At 67.6% G+C, this 19,155-nt stretch carries 18 protein-coding genes; 12 read left to right on the top strand and 6 right to left on the bottom strand.

Annotated elements, in window-relative coordinates:
- Positions 1–166 precede the first annotated feature (166 nt).
- On the top strand, positions 167–955 hold the full coding sequence (locus tag Q0L89_RS10730; protein WP_296764840.1) for a DUF3800 domain-containing protein: 789 nt from the start codon (positions 167–169) through the stop codon (positions 953–955).
- Between the two features lie 8 nt (positions 956–963).
- Here the strand turns inward: Q0L89_RS10730 and uvrB are convergent, their stop codons facing one another.
- Positions 964–3,159: an excinuclease ABC subunit UvrB gene (uvrB, locus tag Q0L89_RS10725; protein WP_296764838.1), complete on the bottom strand. Its 2,196-nt coding sequence runs from the start codon at positions 3,157–3,159 to the stop codon at positions 964–966.
- 143 nt (positions 3,160–3,302) lie between these two features.
- Between uvrB and Q0L89_RS10720 the strand changes: the two genes are divergently transcribed.
- Positions 3,303–3,614: an ETC complex I subunit gene (locus tag Q0L89_RS10720; protein ID WP_296764835.1), complete on the top strand. Its 312-nt coding sequence runs from the start codon at positions 3,303–3,305 to the stop codon at positions 3,612–3,614.
- 72 nt (positions 3,615–3,686) lie between these two features.
- Here Q0L89_RS10720 and Q0L89_RS10715 read toward each other — a convergent pair whose 3' ends face one another.
- A complete protein-coding gene (locus Q0L89_RS10715; RefSeq protein WP_296764833.1) occupies positions 3,687–4,646 on the bottom strand; it encodes a zinc ABC transporter substrate-binding protein in 960 nt (319 codons plus the stop codon).
- A gap of 89 nt (positions 4,647–4,735) precedes the next feature.
- Here Q0L89_RS10715 and Q0L89_RS10710 point away from each other — a divergent pair, with 89 nt between their 5' ends.
- From Q0L89_RS10710 to Q0L89_RS10665, 10 genes are all read left to right on the top strand, one after another.
- On the top strand, positions 4,736–5,221 hold the full coding sequence (locus Q0L89_RS10710; protein WP_296764831.1) for a transcriptional repressor: 486 nt from the start codon (positions 4,736–4,738) through the stop codon (positions 5,219–5,221).
- On the top strand, positions 5,218–5,991 hold the full coding sequence (locus tag Q0L89_RS10705) for an ATP-binding cassette domain-containing protein (protein WP_296764829.1): 774 nt from the start codon (positions 5,218–5,220) through the stop codon (positions 5,989–5,991). Before Q0L89_RS10710 ends, Q0L89_RS10705 begins: the two co-directional genes overlap by 4 nt.
- Positions 5,988–6,785 carry a metal ABC transporter permease gene (locus tag Q0L89_RS10700; protein WP_296764826.1) on the top strand — a complete coding sequence of 266 codons (798 nt, stop codon included), beginning with the start codon at positions 5,988–5,990 and terminating at the stop codon, positions 6,783–6,785. The genes Q0L89_RS10705 and Q0L89_RS10700 overlap by 4 nt, the downstream gene beginning before the upstream one ends.
- 113 nt (positions 6,786–6,898) lie before the next feature.
- Complete coding sequence (locus Q0L89_RS10695) at positions 6,899–8,551, top strand: ATP-binding cassette domain-containing protein (RefSeq protein WP_296764823.1); 1,653 nt, start codon at positions 6,899–6,901, stop codon at positions 8,549–8,551.
- Complete coding sequence (locus Q0L89_RS10690; RefSeq protein WP_296764821.1) at positions 8,548–10,188, top strand: ATP-binding cassette domain-containing protein; 1,641 nt, start codon at positions 8,548–8,550, stop codon at positions 10,186–10,188. The genes Q0L89_RS10695 and Q0L89_RS10690 overlap by 4 nt, the downstream gene beginning before the upstream one ends.
- 156 nt (positions 10,189–10,344) lie before the next feature.
- Positions 10,345–11,970 carry a cytochrome ubiquinol oxidase subunit I gene (locus Q0L89_RS10685; RefSeq protein WP_296764818.1) on the top strand — a complete coding sequence of 542 codons (1,626 nt, stop codon included), beginning with the start codon at positions 10,345–10,347 and terminating at the stop codon, positions 11,968–11,970.
- A gap of 5 nt (positions 11,971–11,975) precedes the next feature.
- The gene (gene cydB / locus Q0L89_RS10680; protein ID WP_296764815.1) at positions 11,976–13,139 is read left to right on the top strand and encodes a cytochrome d ubiquinol oxidase subunit II; all 1,164 of its coding nucleotides are present in this window, start codon (positions 11,976–11,978) and stop codon (positions 13,137–13,139) included.
- Positions 13,140–13,153: 14 nt separating this feature from the next.
- Positions 13,154–13,291 carry a cytochrome bd-I oxidase subunit CydX gene (gene cydX / locus Q0L89_RS10675; protein WP_296764813.1) on the top strand — a complete coding sequence of 46 codons (138 nt, stop codon included), beginning with the start codon at positions 13,154–13,156 and terminating at the stop codon, positions 13,289–13,291.
- Between the two features lie 124 nt (positions 13,292–13,415).
- Positions 13,416–14,735 carry an FAD/NAD(P)-binding oxidoreductase gene (locus tag Q0L89_RS10670; protein WP_296764810.1) on the top strand — a complete coding sequence of 440 codons (1,320 nt, stop codon included), beginning with the start codon at positions 13,416–13,418 and terminating at the stop codon, positions 14,733–14,735.
- A 12-nt stretch (positions 14,736–14,747) separates the two neighbouring features.
- A complete protein-coding gene (locus Q0L89_RS10665; RefSeq protein WP_296764808.1) occupies positions 14,748–15,107 on the top strand; it encodes a DUF5368 domain-containing protein in 360 nt (119 codons plus the stop codon).
- 36 nt (positions 15,108–15,143) lie between these two features.
- Here Q0L89_RS10665 and hisG read toward each other — a convergent pair whose 3' ends face one another.
- The 4 genes from hisG to Q0L89_RS10645 all read right to left on the bottom strand — a co-directional run bounded on the left by hisG (position 15,144) and on the right by Q0L89_RS10645 (position 19,116).
- Entirely contained in the window at positions 15,144–15,839 is a 696-nt protein-coding gene (hisG, locus tag Q0L89_RS10660) for an ATP phosphoribosyltransferase (RefSeq protein ID WP_296764805.1), read from the bottom strand.
- The gene (locus Q0L89_RS10655) at positions 15,836–16,921 is read right to left on the bottom strand and encodes an ATP phosphoribosyltransferase regulatory subunit (RefSeq protein ID WP_296764845.1); all 1,086 of its coding nucleotides are present in this window, start codon (positions 16,919–16,921) and stop codon (positions 15,836–15,838) included. Before Q0L89_RS10655 ends, hisG begins: the two co-directional genes overlap by 4 nt.
- Positions 16,921–18,561 carry a histidine--tRNA ligase gene (gene hisS, locus Q0L89_RS10650; RefSeq protein ID WP_296764802.1) on the bottom strand — a complete coding sequence of 547 codons (1,641 nt, stop codon included), beginning with the start codon at positions 18,559–18,561 and terminating at the stop codon, positions 16,921–16,923. Before hisS ends, Q0L89_RS10655 begins: the two co-directional genes overlap by 1 nt.
- 159 nt (positions 18,562–18,720) lie before the next feature.
- Positions 18,721–19,116, bottom strand: a complete 396-nt coding sequence (locus Q0L89_RS10645; protein WP_296764843.1) for a tetratricopeptide repeat protein — start codon at positions 19,114–19,116, stop codon at positions 18,721–18,723.
- Positions 19,117–19,155 lie beyond the last annotated feature (39 nt).

Below are 19,155 nucleotides of genomic sequence, written 5' to 3'. Positions count from 1 at the left end.
GAGTCTGTCCGAAATCCGCCGAACCGCCGACAAGGCGGCCTTGAAACCGAGAAATCGGGCGCAAATGCCCAGTTGGCTACCTCGCAAAGCGATAAAGCCGCCAGCTTGGCGTAGCCGAATGCCTTGATCAGACATTCCTAAGATTGCTCCGATGTAGCAAGATGGAATGAAGTACACTTTTTTTATCGATGAAAGTGGTCAGTCAGGAATCAAGAAGATTCGCGGCGACAGTGGCGGTGGTGCGTCTCGATATATGACCCTCGGTGGTGCACTCGTTCCGAATTCCCTAATTGCTGATTGCCAGTCAAACCTTGAGGAATTGGCGAAAGAGTTTTCGAAGCCAACCCTCCATTGTTCCAAGTTAAATCATAATCAGATTTGCCGTTTTGCAAGAAGAATTTCAGAAATGAGAGTATTGCTCTTTGGCGTTATTTCTATGAAAGAAACGCTTGGTTCATACAAGGACGACATCGAGGGTAGCGACAAGCGCTACTACAATAAATGCGCCCAGTATATCTTGGAGCGCCTTGCCCTATTTTTAGAAATAAATAGATATTCCGAAAACAATATATCGATTTGCTTCGAAGAAGGAAATTTTGACTACGCAGCCTTGCGTGGGTTGATTCACAGGTGCCGTGAAAACCCTATACGTACAAATACGAAACTGCTGAAGCATATCAATCCCGACTCAATTGTAAGCAAATCAAAGAGTGATGAACCGCTGCTTCAAGTGGCTGACCTTGTCGCCCATGCATTATTTCGATGCGTTGACGATAGCCCGGCAACTTATGGAATCAGGGAAACGCGCTATCTTGCCGAGATGCAGAACCGTTTCTTTTCGGACGTGAAATCAAGAAAAATCCTAGGATACGGAGTTTACCCTGTTCACAAACTCAAAGACATCAAGGCAGACCCCGGAGTGGAGAAGTTCCTGTCCACTTTCGGGGCGGTCTAGATTGTGGCTCACCTCCCCCTCTTCTTCACCCCGCCCCGTTGCCCCGGCCGGCCGGCCGTTGAGCGGCCCTTGCCCGTGGTCGCCGTCTCGCTTGCCTTCTCGACCGCTTGCTGCCGGGCCAGCGGGTCGTCGGCCACCGCCAGGTCCACCGCTTCCAGCCGCTTGACCTCATCGCGCAAGCGCGCCGCTTCCTCGAATTCCAGGTTCTCGGCGGCCTTGCGCATGTCGGTGCGCAGCCCGTCGAGCACCGCTTCGAGGTTGGCGCCATGCATCGGCTTGTCGACCTGCGCGGTGACGCGGCTCATGTCCACGTCGCCCTTGTAGACCCCGGCCATCACGTCATCGACGTTCTTGCGGATCGTCTCGGGCGTGATGCCGTGTTCCTCGTTATAGGCGATCTGCTTGGCGCGGCGGCGGTCGGTCTCGTTGATGGCGCGTTCCATGCTTCCCGTAATCCGGTCGGCATACATGATGACGCGCCCGTCGGCGTTGCGCGCCGCGCGCCCGGTGGTCTGGATCAGCGAGGTTTCCGAGCGCAGGAAGCCCTCCTTGTCGGCGTCCAGAATGGCGACCAGCCCGCATTCGGGGATGTCCAGCCCCTCGCGCAGCAGGTTGATGCCGATCAGCACGTCGAAGGCCCCCAGCCGCAGGTCGCGCAGGATCTCGATCCGCTCGATGGTGTCGATGTCGGAATGCATGTAGCGCACCTTGATGCCCTGTTCGTGCAGGTACTCGGTCAGGTCCTCGGCCATGCGCTTGGTCAGCGTCGTGCACAGGGTGCGGTAGCCGGCGGCGGTGACGCGGCGCACTTCGTCGAGCAGGTCGTCGACCTGGGTTTCCACGGGGCGGATTTCGATCTGCGGGTCCAGCAGGCCGGTGGGGCGGATGACCTGTTCGGTGAACACGCCGCCGGTCTGTTCCAGCTCCCACCTGGAGGGCGTGGCGCTGACGAACACCGATTGCGGGCGCATGGCATCCCATTCCTCGAACTTCAGCGGCCGGTTGTCCATGCACGACGGCAGGCGGAACCCGTGTTCCGCGAGCGTCATCTTGCGCCGGTAGTCGCCGCGATACATGCCGCCGATCTGCGGTACGCTGACGTGGGATTCATCGGCGAACACGATGGCGTTGTCGGGGATGAATTCGAACAGGGTGGGCGGCGGCTCGCCGGGCGCACGGCCGGTCAGGTAGCGCGAGTAGTTCTCGATCCCGTTGCACACGCCGGTGGCTTCCAGCATCTCGATGTCGAAATTGGTGCGCTGTTCCAGCCGCTGCGCCTCCAGCAGCTTGCCCTCGCCCACCAACTGGTCGAGCCGCTGGCGCAGCTCTTTCTTGATCTGGACGATCGCCTGCTGGATCGTCGGCTTGGGGGTGACGTAGTGCGAATTGGCGTAGACGCGGATCTGCTCGAAGCTGCCGGTCTTTTCGCCGGTCAGGGGGTCGAACTCGGTGATCGCCTCCAGTTCCTCGCCGAAGAACGACAACCGCCATGCCCGGTCTTCGAGGTGGGCGGGGAAAACCTCCAGCACGTCGCCGCGCACCCGGAAAGACCCGCGCTGGAACGCCTGGTCGTTGCGCTTGTATTGCTGCGCCACCAGGTCGGCCATGATCTGGCGCTGGTTGTATTCGGTTCCGACGTGCAGATCCTGGGTCATGGCGCCGTAGGTCTCGACGCTGCCGATACCGTAGATGCACGACACCGACGCCACGATGATGACGTCGTCGCGTTCCAGCAGCGCGCGGGTGGCCGAGTGGCGCATGCGGTCGATCTGTTCGTTGATCTGGGATTCCTTCTCGATGAAGGTGTCGCTGCGCGGCACGTAGGCCTCGGGCTGGTAGTAGTCGTAGTAGCTGACGAAGTATTCGACGGCGTTGTCGGGGAAGAAGCCCTTGAATTCGCCGTAAAGCTGCGCCGCCAGCGTCTTGTTGGGGGCCAGGACGATGGCCGGGCGCTGCGTTTCCTCGATCACGCGGCCCATGGTGAAGGTCTTGCCGGTGCCGGTGGCGCCCAGCAGCACCTGGTCACGCTCGCCGGCGTCGATTCCCGCGCTCAACTCGGCGATCGCCGTGGGCTGGTCGCCGGCGGCGCTGTACTCGGTATGCATGACGAACCGCTTGCCGCCCTCGAGCTTCTCGCGCGCGCCCACGTCGGGCGCGGGGTGGGCGAGTACGGCTTCGGACCGGTCGTGATGGGCGTAGGGCATGGGAAGGCTCCTTTGCCGGTATAGATGCCGTCTTTTCCGGGCCGTTCAACCCCCGGCGGCGCCGCGCCCGCCCGGCCCTTGCCCCGCGGCGCGGAATCGCGGATAAGACAAGGGCAGAGACGAGGCAGAAAGGCGATCAATCCATGCGCGCGCGAATCTACCGGCCGGCGAAAACCGCGATGTCATCGGGCACCGCCAACACCACCCACTGGGTGCTGGAATTCCCGCCCTCCGAGGCGCGCGAGGTTGACCCGCTGATGGGCTGGACATCGTCCGGCGACACCCAGGCGCAGGTCATGATGCGGTTCGACACCAAGCAGCAGGCGCTGGATTACGCCGAGGCGCACGGCATCGACGCCGTTGTGCGCGAGCCGCACAAGCGCCAGCCCGTTGTCCGCCCCGGCGGATACGGCGAGAATTTCGCGACCAACCGCCGCGCCACCTGGACGCACTGACGCCGGGGCACCGCAACGGGGACTGCACGCGCCCGCCGTCGTGACGGGCGCGTCGTCATGTTGTCCGCAGGGTCATCGGCAGGTGGCGAAAGACGCCCCGACCGCACGCAGGAAGGCGGGGTAGAAATCGGGGCCGGGGTCGATATCGGTACCCAGCGGGTCGATCACGGTGATCGTCACCGAATCGCCGGGAAGGACCGCGTTCAGGATGCCGGGGTTGAATTGCGGCTCGGCAAAGGCGCAGGTGACGTTCAGGTCGGCGACCGTCGCGCGCAACTCCGCCACCCGTGCCGGGCTGGGGTCGGTGGCATCGCCCAGCGACACCGCGCCGGCGGCGGGGATGTCGAAACGCGCCTCGAAATACTGGTAGGCGTCGTGGAACACGATGTATCGCAGCCCGTCCAGCGGCGCCAGGGTTTCGGCGATATCGGCCGTGGCGGCGTCGACCTCCTGCTTGCCGACGGCGGCATTGGCGGAATACATGCCGGCATTGTCGGGATCGGCGCGCGACAGTTCGGCGGCGATCACGTCGAGCCACGCCTTGCCGTTTTCGGGGTCGAGCCAGGCATGCGGATCGATGCCGCCATGGCCGTGGTCGTCGTCGTGGTCGGGGGCGCCATCATCGGCATGGGCGCGTTCTTCCTCGTGAGCGCGCCCGTCGAACCGAACCCCGGTACGGAATTCCAGCGACGCCGTTGCCGCATGGTCGAGCAACGCCACGATGTGCGCATCGGCGGCGAGCGTTTCGATCGCGCGCTCCAGCGCCGGTGTCAGATCGGCCCCCACCCAGAACACGATATCGGCCTGTTCCAGCGCCCGCGCCTCGGACGGGCGCATCGCGTAGCCGTGCGGCGATGCGCCGGGCTGCATCACCATGTCGGGCGTGCCCACGCCCTCCATCACGCGCGCGACCAGCGAATGGACCGGCGCGATATCGGTCGCCACAGCGGGCACATCGGCCCATGTGGGGGTAGCCAGCGCCAAAGCCGCCGTGGCCGCCACCAGCCCGCGTTTGAACACATGCATGGACATGACATTTTCCTGTAATTATATAACGACGCAGAGAGCAGTATGCGATACACTATAACACTGCAACCCGTATCTTCGGAGGAGCCGCACCCATGGCGCGCACCGCATTCGAGACCCACGATCACGGCCGCTGCGTGGCCGAGGGCCTGACCACCGCCGAACGGCACTGTGCGGCACAGCGTCTGCAGTTCACCGCGTCGCGCCGGCGGGTTCTGGAAATCCTGCTGGAAGAGCACCGCGCCATGGGCGCCTACGAGATCCTCGACCGTCTGCGGGACGAGGGGCTGGGCGCGCAACCGCCCGTCGCCTACCGGGCGTTGGATTTCCTGACCGAGCACGGCTTCGCGCACCGGATCGAGGGGCTCAACGCCTTCATCGCCTGCACCCATGCCGGCGATCGCCACGCCCCGGCCTTCCTGATCTGCCGGTCCTGCAAGCGCGTCGTCGAGGCCGGGGTCGACCTGATGGCGGGCGAGCTGGGCCGTGCCGCCGACAACGCCGGTTTCACCATCGAACGCAGCGTGCGCGAGGCGATCGGCCTGTGCCCGGCCTGCGCCATCGGCGGGCGGTTGTCATGAGCGCGCCGCTTGTCGCCATCGAAGGGCTCAGCGTGCGCTATGGCGACAACACGGTGCTCGACAAAATCGACTTTTCTATCGCGCGTGGCGAGATCGTCACCATCGTCGGCCCCAACGGATCGGGTAAATCGACGTTGCTGCGAGCGATCATCGGGGGCATCGCGCCGGTGGCAGGCCGAATCACCCGCGCGCCGGGGCTGCGCCTTGGTTACGTGCCGCAGCGGCTGGTGCTGGACGCGACCCTGCCGATGACCGTGGCGCGGTTCATGTCGCTGCCGCGCCGTGCGCCGCGCGCGCGGGTGCGCCAGGCGCTCGACCGCGCCGGCGTGCCGGGGCTGGACGGGCGGCAGATGACCGATCTTTCCGGCGGGCAGTTCCAGCGCGTGCTGCTGGCGCGCGCGCTGCTGGCGGCGCCGGATCTGCTGATCCTCGACGAGGCGACCGCCGGGCTGGACCAGCCCGGCGCGGCGGCGTTCTACCGCCAGATCGAGGCGGTTCGCGCCGAAACCGGCTGTGCCGTGTTGATGGTCAGCCACGATTTGCACGTGGTGATGAGCGCCTCCGACAGGGTGGTGTGTCTCAACGGGCATGTCTGCTGCGAGGGCACGCCGCAGGTGGTGGCCGCCGCGCCCGATTACCGGGCGCTGTTCGGTGAGGGCACGCATGGCGCGCTGGCGCTTTACCGTCACCAGCACGACCACCGCCACGACCCTGCCGACACGAACGCCGCCGACGCCCCGCAAGCCGACGCCCGCGAAGAGGTGCAATGATGCTCGACGATTTCATGACCCGCGCCGCGCTGGCCGGGATCGGCACCGCGCTGGCGGCGGCACCGCTGGGATGTTTCGTGGTATGGCGGCGGATGGCCTATTTCGGCGACGCGACGGCACATGCCGCGATCCTTGGCGTGGCGCTGTCGCTGACCTTTTCGATGCCGGTTTTCGCCGGTGCGCTGATCGTCGCGCTGGTGATGGCCGCCGCGGTGACCCTGCTGTCGGGGCGTGGTTATGCCATGGACACCCTGCTGGGGGTGATGGCGCATTCGGCGCTGGCCTTCGGGCTGGTGGCGGTGTCGTTCCTGTCGGGTATCCGGATCGACCTGATGGCCTATCTTTTCGGCGATATCCTGTCGGTCTCGCGCGTTGATCTGGGCGTGATCTGGGGCGGCGCGGCGCTGGTGGTTGGGCTGATCGCCTGGCGCTGGTCGGCGCTGCTGACCGCGACGCTGGACCCCGACCTGGCCCGCGCCGCCGGCGTCGAGCCGCGCCGCGAGGGGCTGGTGCTGATGCTGGCGCTGGCGGTGGTGGTCGCGGTCGCGATCAAGGTGGTGGGCGCGCTGCTGATCACGGCGATGCTGATCATCCCCGCCGCCACCGCGCGGCCTTACGCCCGCACCCCCGAGGCGATGGCGGTGCTGGCCACGCTGATCGCGATGGCGGCGGCGGCGGGTGGGCTGTTTGCCTCCTACCGGTTCGACACCCCGACGGGGCCGACGATCGTGTGCGTGGTGGCATCGCTTTTCGCGCTGTCGAGCCTCGCGACAGGCCTGCGCCGCCCGGCCTGAGCCCCCGCGGCTGGCCGAATTGTCGCGGCCTCTGGCGTGGGTCCGCGAAACAGGTATATGAAAAGCCGGTTTCAATCCGGCACCCGCGACGCCGGAAGCGACGAGGGATTGCCGTGACAAGCGACGCCCCGCACAGCGCCCTTGACCTGCCCGCGCAAGACGCCGCGCGGCTACGGCGCGCGGCGTGGCTGCAAGTGGCCGCCGATCTGGTCTGGCCGGTGCAGGCGCTGTGCATCGCGTCGATCATCGGGGGCTGGGCCGCGGGCACGACGGCGCAGGCGCCCGCCTGGATCGCGGGTTTCGTCGCGGCGGGGCTGGCGCGGGCGGGGCTCAACACGCTGTCGGGTCAATGGCTTTTCGCTCTGGCCGAGGATGTGGTCACCCGGCACCGCGCCGCGTTGCTGGAGCGCGAAAGCCGCCTGCTGGGGCCGCGCATGGCCTCGGCCGAGCTGGCGGCGCTGCATTCCGACAAGATCCCGCTGCTGGCGCCCTGTCTCATGCGCTACCGCCCGGCGATGCTGCGTGTGCGGCTGGTGCCGGTGGCGTTCCTGGGGGTCGTCTTCCCCCTGTCGTGGATCGCGGCGCTGGTGCTGCTGGTCGCCGGGCCGCTCATCCCGGTGTTCATGGCGCTGGTCGGCATGGCCGCCAAGGATGCCAGCACCCGCCAGATGGCCGAGATCGGCGACATGAACCGGCTGCTGATCGACCGTATCGCGGCCCTGCCCGACGCGCGCCTGCTGGGCGGGTTGGCCCGCTCGCGTGCCGCCTTCGCCGACTCCGCCGAGCGGCTGCGCGCGCGCACCATGGCGGTGCTGCGCATCGCCTTCCTGTCGTCCACGGTGCTGGAGCTGTTCGCGGCCATCGGCGTGGCAATGGTGGCGGTCTATGTCGGGTTTTCCCTGCTGGGCGAGATCGGCATCGGCGCCTGGGCCACGCCGCTCACGATCACCGAAGGGGTGTTCATCCTGCTGATCGCGCCCGAGTTTTTCCAACCATTGCGCGACCTTGCCGCCGCCTGGCACGACAAGGCCGCCGCCGAAAGCGTCGCCGACGAACTGGCGACGCTGGAACAGCGCCCCGCGACGGCCGTCCTCGGGCGCGGAGAGCGCGCCGACCCGTTGCCGGGGCCTGCCACCATCCGCGTGCAAAGGGCCCGGCTGCACCGCGGCGCGCAGGTGATCGCCCTGCCCGATATCAACCTTGAACCGGGCGAGAGCCTGGCGCTGGTCGGGCCCAGCGGGGCGGGCAAGACATCCATGATCGAGGCGCTGGCGGGGTTGCTGCCGCTGGACGAGGGCATGATCGATGTCGCCGGCGTGCCGCTCGATGACCGCAACGCCGATGCCTGGCGCGCGCGGGTGGGCCTTGTGCCGCAGGTTGTGCACCTGCCCGACCTGCCCCTGCGCCGGTTCCTCGACCCGCACGACACCGGCGCCGACCCGCGCCCCGCGCTGCAACAGGCGCAGGCCGACCGAATCGTCGCAGCCCTGCCCGAGGGGCTGGAGACACGGCTGGGCGAGGGCGGCGCCGGCGTTTCGGGCGGCGAGGCGCGGCGGCTGATGCTGGCGCGCGCCTTGCTGTCGGGCGCCGACGTCATCCTGGCCGACGAGCCGACCGCCGACCTGGACCCGGAGACCGGCGCCCGGATCATCGCCGCGCTGCGTGATGCCGGGCGGCGCGGCCACACGGTGATCGCCGCCACGCATGACCCGGCGCTGGCGGAGGCAATGGGCCGCTACGTCGACGTGGGCGGAGGCCCGGCATGAGGGTGCTGTGGCGGCTCACCCGCCTGCTGTGGCAGGCCGACCCCTGGGCGATGTGGCGCGGCGCCGCGGCGGCGCTGGCGGTGCTGGTCATGGGCGCGGCGCTGCTTGGCCTGTCGGGGTGGTTCATCACTGCCACCGGGCTGGCCGGGATCGGCATCGCCTTCGACGTGTTCCGCCCCAGTGCCGGTGTGCGGTTCCTTGCCCTGGGACGGGCCGGTGCGCGCTATGCCGAGCGGCTGCTGACCCATGACGCGACGCTGCGCGCACTGGCGCGGCTGCGCCTGACGCTGATGGCACGGCTGGAGACCTGGCCGATCACGCGGCTGCGCCGGCTGCGCGGCGCGTCCGAACTGACCCGGATTACCGCCGATGTCGATGCGCTGGACGGGCTTCTGCTGCGTCTGGTCCTGCCGCTGGCGGCCGGGCTGCTGACCCATGCGCTGGCGCTGGCGGCGCTGTGGATGCTGGTGTCGGGGCCGGTCGCGTTGACGGTCGCTGGCGGCTACGTCCTGGGCGGGGCGGTGGTGCTGGCGCTGGTGGCGCGCGGGGCGCTGCGCCCCTCGGCCCGGGCCGAGGAGGTGCGCCAGGCCATCCGGCGCCGGGTGATCGGCCTGTTTCGCGGCCAGCGCGACGCCATCCTGCAAGCCACCCTGCCCATCCAGCGAAACGCCATCGCCGCTGACGAGGATACCCTGCGCGCCACCGTCGCCCGGCTGGACCGGATCGACCGGCGCGCCGGGCTGGCGCTGAACGCGCTGGTGGTGCTGGTCACAGGCGCGGTGCTGGGGATCGGCACGGCGGCAGTGCAATCCGCGGCGTTCGACCCGGCGCTGGCCGCGATCGGCGTCTTCGTGGCGCTGGCGCTGGCCGAAACGCTGCTGCCGCTGCGCCGCGGGCTGGCCGACCTGGGACGCATGCACGCCGCGGCGCTGCGCGTCATCGGCCCCGATCAACCCGCGCAGCCCCCCGCGCAGCCGCCCGATACACACCCCGATGCGCAGGCGGGCCTGACGCTGCACGGGGTCACCGTGGCCCTGCCCGGGCGGCATACACCGCTGTTCCGGGCGCTCGACCTGCACGCGCGGCCCGGCGAGACCATTGCCCTGCGCGGCCCCAGCGGCAGCGGCAAGAGCACCCTTCTGGACGCGCTGGCAGGGGTTGCACCGCGCATGGCGGGGCAAATCGACGTGCTGGGCGTGCCGCTCGGCCTCTGGCCCGAGGATCAGTTGCGCGCCCATCTCACGCTGGTGCCGCAACGCCCCGTTCTGATCGGCGGGACGATCCGCGAGAACCTTGCGCTGGCCTGCGACGACCTCGACGATGCAAGCGCGCAGGCGGCGCTGCGAACCGCGCGGCTGGAACACGTGATCGCCCAGATCGGCGGGCTGGACGCGCGACTGGGCGAATCCGGGGCGGGGCTGTCGGGGGGCGAATCGCGGCGCCTGGCGCTGGCCCGCGCGGTGCTGCGCGCGCCCGGCGTTCTGCTGCTGGATGAGCCGACCGAAGGGCTGGATGACGCGCTGGCGCGCGAGGTTCTCGGCGGCCTGCGCGCCGCCCTGCCCCGCGCCGTGATCGTGATGGCCGCGCACCGCGACGCTGAAATCGCGGCGGCGGACCGGGTCATTTCGCTCAATTGATACATTGCAAAAATAGCATATCTTGATCTGTGTCAAATCACAGACCCCGATCCGGTGATAAAAGATCGGCAAAGGTGCATCCGGTACGCAACTTCAATGCACCGAGTCACCCGGCCTTGCCGATGCCTCGACGGGCCAAGAGAAGGAGACCGCATCATGGAGCTCGATGTCGTCGAGCTGTCACGCCTGCAATTCGCGATGACGGCCATGTATCACTTCCTTTTCGTGCCGCTGACGCTGGGCCTGTCGGTCATCGTCGCAATCATGGAAACCGTCTATGTCATGACCGGCCGCCCGATCTGGCGGCAGATGACCAAGTTCTGGGGCATGCTGTTCGGCATCAACTTCGCCCTCGGCGTCGCCACCGGCATCACCATGGAATTCCAGTTCGGCATGAACTGGAGCTACTTCAGCCACTACGTCGGCGACATCTTCGGCGCGCCGCTGGCGATCGAGGGGCTGATGGCGTTCTTCCTCGAAGCCACTTTCGTGGGGCTGTTCTTTTTCGGCTGGGACAAGCTCAGCCGCGCCGCGCACCTGACGGTGGCATGGCTGGTGGCGATCGGGTCGAACTTCTCGGCGCTGTGGATCCTGATCGCCAACGGCTGGATGCAGAACCCGGTGGGCGCCGCGTTCAACCCCGAAACGATGCGCATGGAAATTACCAGCTTCTACGAGGTGATGTTCAACGAGGTCGCGCAGGCCAAGTTCGTTCACACCGTGTCGGCGGGGTATATCACCGCTGCGGTGTTCGTTCTGGGGGTCTCGGCATGGTATCTGCTCAAGGGCCGGCATATCGACCTGGCGCGGCGGTCCATCGCGGTGGCCTCGGCGTTCGGGCTGGCCTCGGCGCTGTCGGTCGTGGTTCTGGGCGACGAGTCGGGATATTCGGCCAGCCATACCCAGAAAATGAAGCTCGCCGCGATCGAGGGGATGTGGGAGACGCATGAGGCGCCGGCGCCGTTCTCGGCCATCGGCTTTCCCGACAGGGAGGCGCGCGAGACGCATTACAAGGTGGAGATTCCGTGGGCCATGGGCCTGATCGGCACACGGTCGCTGACCGAGGAAATCCCCGGTATCAACGATCTGGTGGCCGAGGCCGAGGACCGGATCCGGTCCGGTCTGGTTGCCTATGACGCGCTGATGACGATCCGCGAGCAGCGCGGCGATGCCCCGGCAGAGACCCGCGCAAGTTTCGAGGAGAACTCGGCCAACCTGGGCTTTGCCCTGCTGCTCAAACGCTATGTCGACGATCCGCGCGAGGCGACCGAGGCGCAGATCGTGCAGGCCGCCGACGACACGATTCCGGGTGTGGCGCCGCTTTTCTGGGCGTTCCGCGTCATGGTCGGGCTCGGCTTCGGTTTCATCGCGGTGATGGCTTATTTCTTCTGGCGCGCCAACTTCCGTGGCATGCAGTTTCCCCGCTGGGCGCTCTACGGCGCGGTGGCGATCATCCCGGCGCCGTGGATCGCGGCCGAACTGGGCTGGTTCGTGGCCGAGTACGGGCGCCAGCCCTGGACGGTTGACGGCGTGCTGCCCACGGCGCTTTCGGTGTCGCACCTGAGCGTGGCGGACCTGCTGATCACGCTGGCGGGATTCGTCATCTTCTACACGATCCTGTTCGTCATCGAGATGGCCCTGATGGTCAAGTATATCCGCAAGGGCCCGTTCCAGGACGTCGAGGAAACCGAGGCCTGGATGGCGCGGCACGAACACCGCCTGCGCACCCATGACGGCAAGGGCCCGTTCGCGCCCGGCGCCGATTCAACCCCTGCGGAGTGAATGCCATGATCCTTTATGAACTGATAGGTTTCGACACCCTGCGGGTGATCTGGTGGGCGCTGCTGGGCGTGCTGTTGATCGGCTTCGCGCTGACCGACGGCTTCGACATGGGGGTGGGTGCCCTGCTGCCCTTCGTGGCCAGGACCGACGTGGAACGCCGCGTGGCGATCAACACCGTCGGCCCGGTCTGGGAAGGTAACCAGGTGTGGTTCATCCTTGGCGGCGGCGCGATCTTCGCGGCCTGGCCACCGCTATATGCGGTCAGCTTTTCGGGGTTCTACCTGGCGATGTTCGTCATCCTGGCGGCGCTGATCCTGCGGCCGGTCGCGTTCAAGTACCGCTCCAAGCGCGACAGCCGGGCGTGGCGCAGCGGCTGGGACTGGGCGCTGTTCATCGGCGGCGCGGTGCCCGCGCTGCTGTTCGGCGTCGCGGTCGGCAACGTGCTGCTGGGCGTGCCCTTCTACCTGACCGAAGACCTGATGCCGATGTATGACGGCACCTTCCATGGCAAGTTCCTGGGGCTGCTGCGCCCGTTCGCGTTGCTGGCGGGGGTGGTGTCGCTGTCGATGCTGTTGATGCACGGCGCGGCATGGCTGGGCCTCAAGGCCGAGGGCGCCGTCGCCGCCCGCGCCCGCACCATCGGCACGGGTGCCGGCATGGTAGCCGCGGCCGGCTACCTGCTGGCGGGTGTCTGGCTGGCCTTCGGGATCGACGGCTTCGCGCTGGCCGGTGAGGCGGCGACCAACGGCCCCTCCAACCCGCTTTACAGCGAGGTCACCCGCGGCGGCAGTTGGCTGGACGCTTACGCCGCGCGACCGTGGATCGCCATCGCCCCGCTGATGGCGCTGGCCGGGATCGCGATGGCGGTGCGCGGGCTGCGCGCCGGGCACGACGTATCGACCCTTCTGTGGTCGAAACTGGGCATCACCGGCATCATCTCCAGCGTCGGGTTGACGATGTTTCCCTTCATCCTGCCATCGACGGTGAACCCCGATGCCTCGCTGACGGTGTGGGATGCCTCGTCGTCGCACCAGACGCTGTTCGTGATGCTGGTGGCCACGGTGATCTTCATGCCGCTGATCCTCGCCTACACCGCATGGGTCTACAAGGTGCTCTGGGGCAAGGTGACCGAGGCCGACGTGACCGAGAATTCAGGCAGCGTCTACTAAGAAAGGAGACGACAATGTGGTATTTCGCATGGACCCTGGGCCTGCCGCTGGCCGCGATGTTCGCTGTTCTCAACGCCATCTGGCTGGAGATGCGCGAAGACGCCGGCATGACCGGCGAGGACGACGTGGCCGACACCGACACGCGCTCCTGACGGTGCCGGATGCGTGTGTCGAAAGCACGCACCCGGTGCGGCGGCGCGCTTGATCTTGATCAAGGCCGGGCAGCCCGGCCCCTGATATATCTTCATCTTTGAATGCGCAATCGGGAGTCCCCGCATGACCCATGACCCCTCCCTCGACAGTGGTCGCCGCCGGTTTCTCGGCCTCGCAGCGGGTGCCGGGGCGCTTGCCGCCGCCGGGGTGCCGGCGGCGACCACCGCGCAGGTGGCGACCAACGCCAATATCGTGATCCTGGGCGCCGGTGCCGCCGGCACCACGCTGGCCAATCGGCTGGTACAGCGGCTTGACGGCGCGCGGATCACCATCGTGGACGGCAGCAAGCAGCACTGGTACCAGCCCGGCTTCTCGCTCATCGCCACCGGGCTGAAACCGCCGCAATACTCCGTCAGCCGCACCGCCGAGTGGCTGCCGGCGGGGGTAACCCTGAAACCCGAGAACGCCGCCGCCATCGACCCGCAGGCGCGCACCGTCGATCTGCAATCCGGCGAGACGCTGGAATACGACTACCTGATCGTCGCCACCGGCCTGATGCTGGACCATGACGCGATCGAGGGCTTCAGCCTTGACATGGTGGGCGAGAACGGGATCGGCGCGCTCTATGCCGGGCCCGACTATGCCGCGCGCACCTGGAAGGCGGCTTCGAAGTTCATCGAGGAGGGCGGCGCCGGCCTTTTCACCCGCCCGGCCACCGAGATGAAGTGCGCCGGCGCGCCGCTCAAGCACACCTTCCTTGTCGATGACCTGGCGCGCAGGGCCGGCACCCGTGGCAAGACCGAGATCACCTATGCCGCGCCGCAGACATCGCTGTTCGGCGTGCCCATCGTGGCCGAGAAGGTGCGCATGCTTTTCGGCCAGCGCGACATCACGACCGGCATGCAGGAAACACTGAGGGCGATCGACCCGGGCGCCAGGCGTGCCACCTTCGACACGCCCGGCGGCCCGGTCGAGCGGGAGTATGACTACCTGCATGTGATCCCGCCGCAGCGCGCACCGGACGTGGTGCGCCAGTCGGGCCTGTCATGGGCCGACAAGTGGATCGACCAGGGCTGGGTCGAGGTCGACAAGCACAGCCTGCGCCACCGCCGCTACCCGGAGGTGTTCGCCGTCGGCGACGTGGCCGGCGTGCCCAAGGGCAAGACCGCCGCCAGCGTCAAGTGGCAGGTGCCCGTGGTCGAGGAGCACCTCGTCGCGCAGATCGCCGGCGACACCACCGACGCCAGCTACAACGGCTATACCTCGTGCCCGATGATCACCCGCGTGGGCCGGGCGATGCTGATCGAGTTCGATTACGACAACAACCTCGTGCCTTCCTTCCCCGGCGTGATCGCGCCGTTGCAGGAACTCTGGATAAGCTGGCTGATGAAGGAGGTCGCGCTCAAGGCCACCTACAACGCCATGCTGCGCGGCAAGGCCTGAACGGAGGCGAAGATGCAAGAACTTACCCTGGAAACCCTGATCGCCGTGTTCGAGGAAATTTTCGGCCGCGGGCTGTTCTGGACGATGGTGGTGGCCGCGCTCGTCATCACGCTGGCGTATGTCTACGTCCTGATCCGCGACCGCGCCGTGAGCTGGCGCAAGTTCCTGTGGGCGCAGGTGTCGATGCCGTTCGGCGCCATCGCAGCGGTGCTGTTCGTGCAAAAGATGACGCGCTCGGGCTTTGCCGATATCGGCGGGCCAATCGACGTGATCGTGCTGCTGGGGGTGGCCGTGGCCGGGGCGGTGGGGCTGGCGGTGCTTGTCTATACCGCCGAGTCGCTGATCCGGCCGAGACCGGACGACAAGCCATGACAAGCCGCGGCGCGGGCTGCCGCGCCGCCGCGCGCGTCAGTCCACGCCCAGCTTTTGCAGCAGCGCCGACAGCGTGGCGCGGTCGGCATCATCGGCCGGCGCCCTGCGGGCGCGATACAGCGTCGCCTGGCTGCGCAGGATCAGCCCGTCATCAAGCAGTTTCAGATGGTTGGCGCGCAGCGTCTCGCCGGTCGAAGTGATGTCGGCCACCGCCTCGGCGGTCTCGTTGCGGATCGTGCCCTCGGTCGCGCCCTGGCTGTCGACCAGCTGGTAGTCGGCCACCCCGTGGCTGCGCAGGAAATCGCGCACCAGCCGGTGGTACTTGGTGGCGATGCGCAGACGGAACCCGTGCGCGGCGCGAAATGCCGCCGCCGCCGCGTCCAGATCGTCGAGCGTGTTCACGTCGACCCATGCCGCAGGCACCGCGATGATCAGATCCGCCTGCCCGAAGCCCATCTCGGCCAGGGTATCGACGCTTTGATCCCAGCGGGCCAGCTTTTCAAGCACCAGATCGGTGCCGGTCACGCCCAGGTGGATGCGCCCGGCCTCCAGTTCGCGGGGGATCTCGCCGGCCGACAGCAGCACCAGTTCGACCCCGTCGATGCCCTGGACCGTGCCGGCGTATTCGCGCTCCGACCCGGCGCGCCCCAGGGTCACGCCGCGGGCGCCGAACCACTGGAATGTCTTTTCCATCAGCCGCCCCTTGGACGGCACGCCCAGCTTGACGGTCATGTCGCGGCCTCCAGTTCCAGCATCAGCCCCGGCCGGATCACGCCGCCGACGGCCGGGATCTCGGCGCCACGGCCCAGCAGCCGGGTCAGCGCGTCATAGCGCCCGCCCGAGGCCACGGCGGGCAGGTCGGGGCGCGCGGCGGCGTAGAAGCCGAACACGAAGCCGTCGTAATATTCCATCGAGGCGCGGCCATGGCTGGCCTCGAACTCCAGCGCGCCCACGTCCACGCCGCGCGCGTCAAGCGCCTCCATGCGGCGCTGCAACCGCTCCACCGCCGGGTCGATGGCCGGCAGATCGACCGCGATGTCGCGCAAGTGCTCCAGCGCGTAGGGCGCGGTTTCGCGCACCTCGAGGATGGCGTCGATCAGCGCCACCTCGTCGGTGCTGATCGGCGGTGTGGCGGCATCAGTTCGCAGCGCCGCGATGCGCGCCTCGATCTCGGATTGGCTGCGCAGGCCCAGCAGCGGCGGCGCGTCGGCAAACGGGTCGTCGGCGGCCAGCAAACTGCGCCGCGCCGCGGGCACGGGCGTGCGCCCGGCATAGCGGTCAAGCAGCGCCCGGAACCGGCGCGGCCGCCAGATGTGGCGCATCAGCGCCGCCTTGCGCGCGGCGGTGGTATCCAACCCCGCCACGGCGGCCATCAGCACGCCGATATCGCCGGTGGTGGCGCGCAGGTCCAGCCCTGCCAGCGCCTCGCGGATGAGGCAGAATACCTCGGCATCGGCGTCATGGGGCGCCTGGCCGTCGAAGACCTCGTAGCCCACCTGCCAGTATTCATTGGGGCGGTCGGGGTCGTCCTCCTGGCGGCGGAAAACGGCACCGGCATAGGTATAGCGCGCCGGGGCGGCGCCGTCGTGCATGTGCATCTGCACCACCGGCACGGTGAAATCGGGGCGCAGCATCTGCTCGCCGCGCAGCGCGTCGGAGGTGACATAGGCGCGCGCGCGGATGTCCTCGCCGTAGAGGTCCAGCAGCGCCGCCGCCGGTTGCAGCACCGGGGTTTCCACCGGCGCGGCGCCGGCCTGTTCGAACCGGGCGCGCAGTTGCGCGGCGCGCGCGCGGGTCTCGGCAATGCCCGCGATCACGGCGCGCGCCCGCCCGCGTCAAGCCCGTGGGCGGCCAGGATTTCGCGCACCTTTGCGACCAGGTCGTCGCGCGGCACCTCGACCTGGCTGGGGCGCTCCTTCCATTCCTCCAGCGTTGCATTCTCGGCAATCTGTGCGCCAAGGATCAGATCCTTGATCTGCACCACGCCCTTGGCATGCTCGTCGCCGCCCTCGATCACCGCGACGGGGGCGCCGCGGCGGTCGGCGTATTTCATCTGGTTGCCGAAGTTCTTGGGGTTGCCGAGGTAGACCTCGGCGCGAATGCCGGCGTTGCGCAGGTCGGCCACCATTGCCTGGTAATCGGCCATGCGCTCGCGGTCCATCACCGTGACGACGACCGGCCCGGACTCGGTGCCACCGACGCGGCCCTTTTCGCGCAGCGCGGCCAGCAGGCGATCGACCCCGATGCTGATCCCCGTGGCCGGCACCGCCTGCCCGGTGAAGCGCTTGACCAGGTCGTCGTAGCGCCCGCCACCCGCGACGCTGCCGAACTGGCGCTTGCGGCCTTTGTCATCAAGGATGTCGAAGGTCAGCTCGGCCTCGTAGACCGGGCCGGTGTAATAGCCGAGGCCACGCACAACGGAAGGGTCGATGACGATGCGGTCGGGGCCGTAGCCTTGGGCTTCTAGGAGATCAGCGACCTCGGCCAGTTCGTCCAACCCCTTCTTGCCCTCTTCGGAGTCCGCCACCAAGTCGTGCAAATGATTCAGAAGAGAAAATTGACCTTCGAGTCGGTTTTCGCCAACGCTATCTGGCAGACTGTCAGAACGTAAATACTCCGCTTGAAGTTTGAGTTCTGTTGAGACCTCGCCGCTGGTGTCAGACGCTTCAGGACTCTCAAGATATGAAGCTGTGGTTTCTTTGGCTGAAACGTAGCCAATCACGCGCTCGATCTGCTCATCGCTCAGTCCCACCCCGTCGATATAGGCGCCCGAGGCATCGAGCCGCCCCTTGCCCAGCAACTCGCGCACGCCGGCCTCGCCGACCTTGTCGAACTTGTCGATGGTGCGCATCACGGCGGCGCTGCGCTCTTCATCATCGGCGAGGCCCATGGCCTCCAACACCCCGTTCAGCACCTTCCGGTTGTTCACCCGGATGATGTAATCGCCGCGCGGGATGCCGACCTCTTCCAGCGTGTCGGCCAGCATCGCGCAGATTTCGGCGTCGGCGGCCATCGATGCGCTGCCCACGGTATCGGCATCGCACTGGTAGAACTGCCGGTAGCGCCCCGGCCCCGGCTTTTCGTTGCGCCACACCGGGCCCATGGCATAGCGGCGGTAGGGGGTGGGCAAGTCGTTGCGGTGCTGGGCATAGACGCGGGCCAGCGGCGCGGTCAGGTCATAACGCAGCGCCAGCCAGTCGCCCTTGCCGTCCTCGTCGTCCTCCTGCCAGGCGAAGACGCCCTCGTTGGGGCGGTCGACGTCGGGCAGGAACTTGCCCAGGGCCTCGACCGTTTCCACCGCGCTCGTCTCCAGCGCGTCAAAGCCATAGCGGTGATAGACCCCGGCGATGCGGTTCAGCATCTCGGCGCGCTCGGTCACCTGCGCGCCGAAATAGTCGCGGAACCCCTTGGGCGTTACCGCCCGGGGGCGGGGGGCTTTTTTCTGCTTGGCCATGGCTGCCGATCCTTGCGGGTGCACTCGCGCCAGCCTCTACCGGATGCGCCGTGCGGGGGCAAGACGGGCGCGCGTGGGGGGCGGCCAGAGGGGCCGAGGGCCGTGTCGGTATCGCGTCGGTATCGCGTCGGTATCGCCCCGGTGCCGTGCGGGATGGGCTCAGTCCCCGGGAAGGGCGGCGAGGCGGCGCTGCGTCTCGGCGATATGCGGATGATCGGGGGGCAGCGCGGCGCGGAAGATTGCCAGCGCCTGTTCCAGCATTTCGCGCCCCTCGGCCACCTCGCCGGTCTGGCCCAGCAGCCGCCCGAGATTGCCAAGGTGCTTGGCATACTCCGGATGCCCCTCGCCGAGGGTCGCGCGGGTGATCTCCAGCGCCTGCCGGTAGAGACCCTCGGCCTCGTCATGCCGCCCCTGCGCCTGCACCGCGAGCGCGAGGTTGCCCAAGCGGGTGGCATAGTGCGGATGCCCCTCCCCGATGGTCGCGCGGTCGATCTCCAGCGCCTCGCGGAAAAGCCCCTCGGCCTCCGCATACCGCCCCTGCGCCTTGACCGTCAGGGCTGTCTCTTATACACATCTGACGCTGCCGACGATATG

The organism is Sediminimonas sp. (genome assembly GCF_024637375.1).
In the GTDB taxonomy this organism is placed as follows: domain Bacteria; phylum Pseudomonadota; class Alphaproteobacteria; order Rhodobacterales; family Rhodobacteraceae; genus Sediminimonas.
The sequence above is the reverse complement of the archived record's forward strand: the minus strand, read 5'-3'. Positions and strand labels throughout refer to the sequence as shown.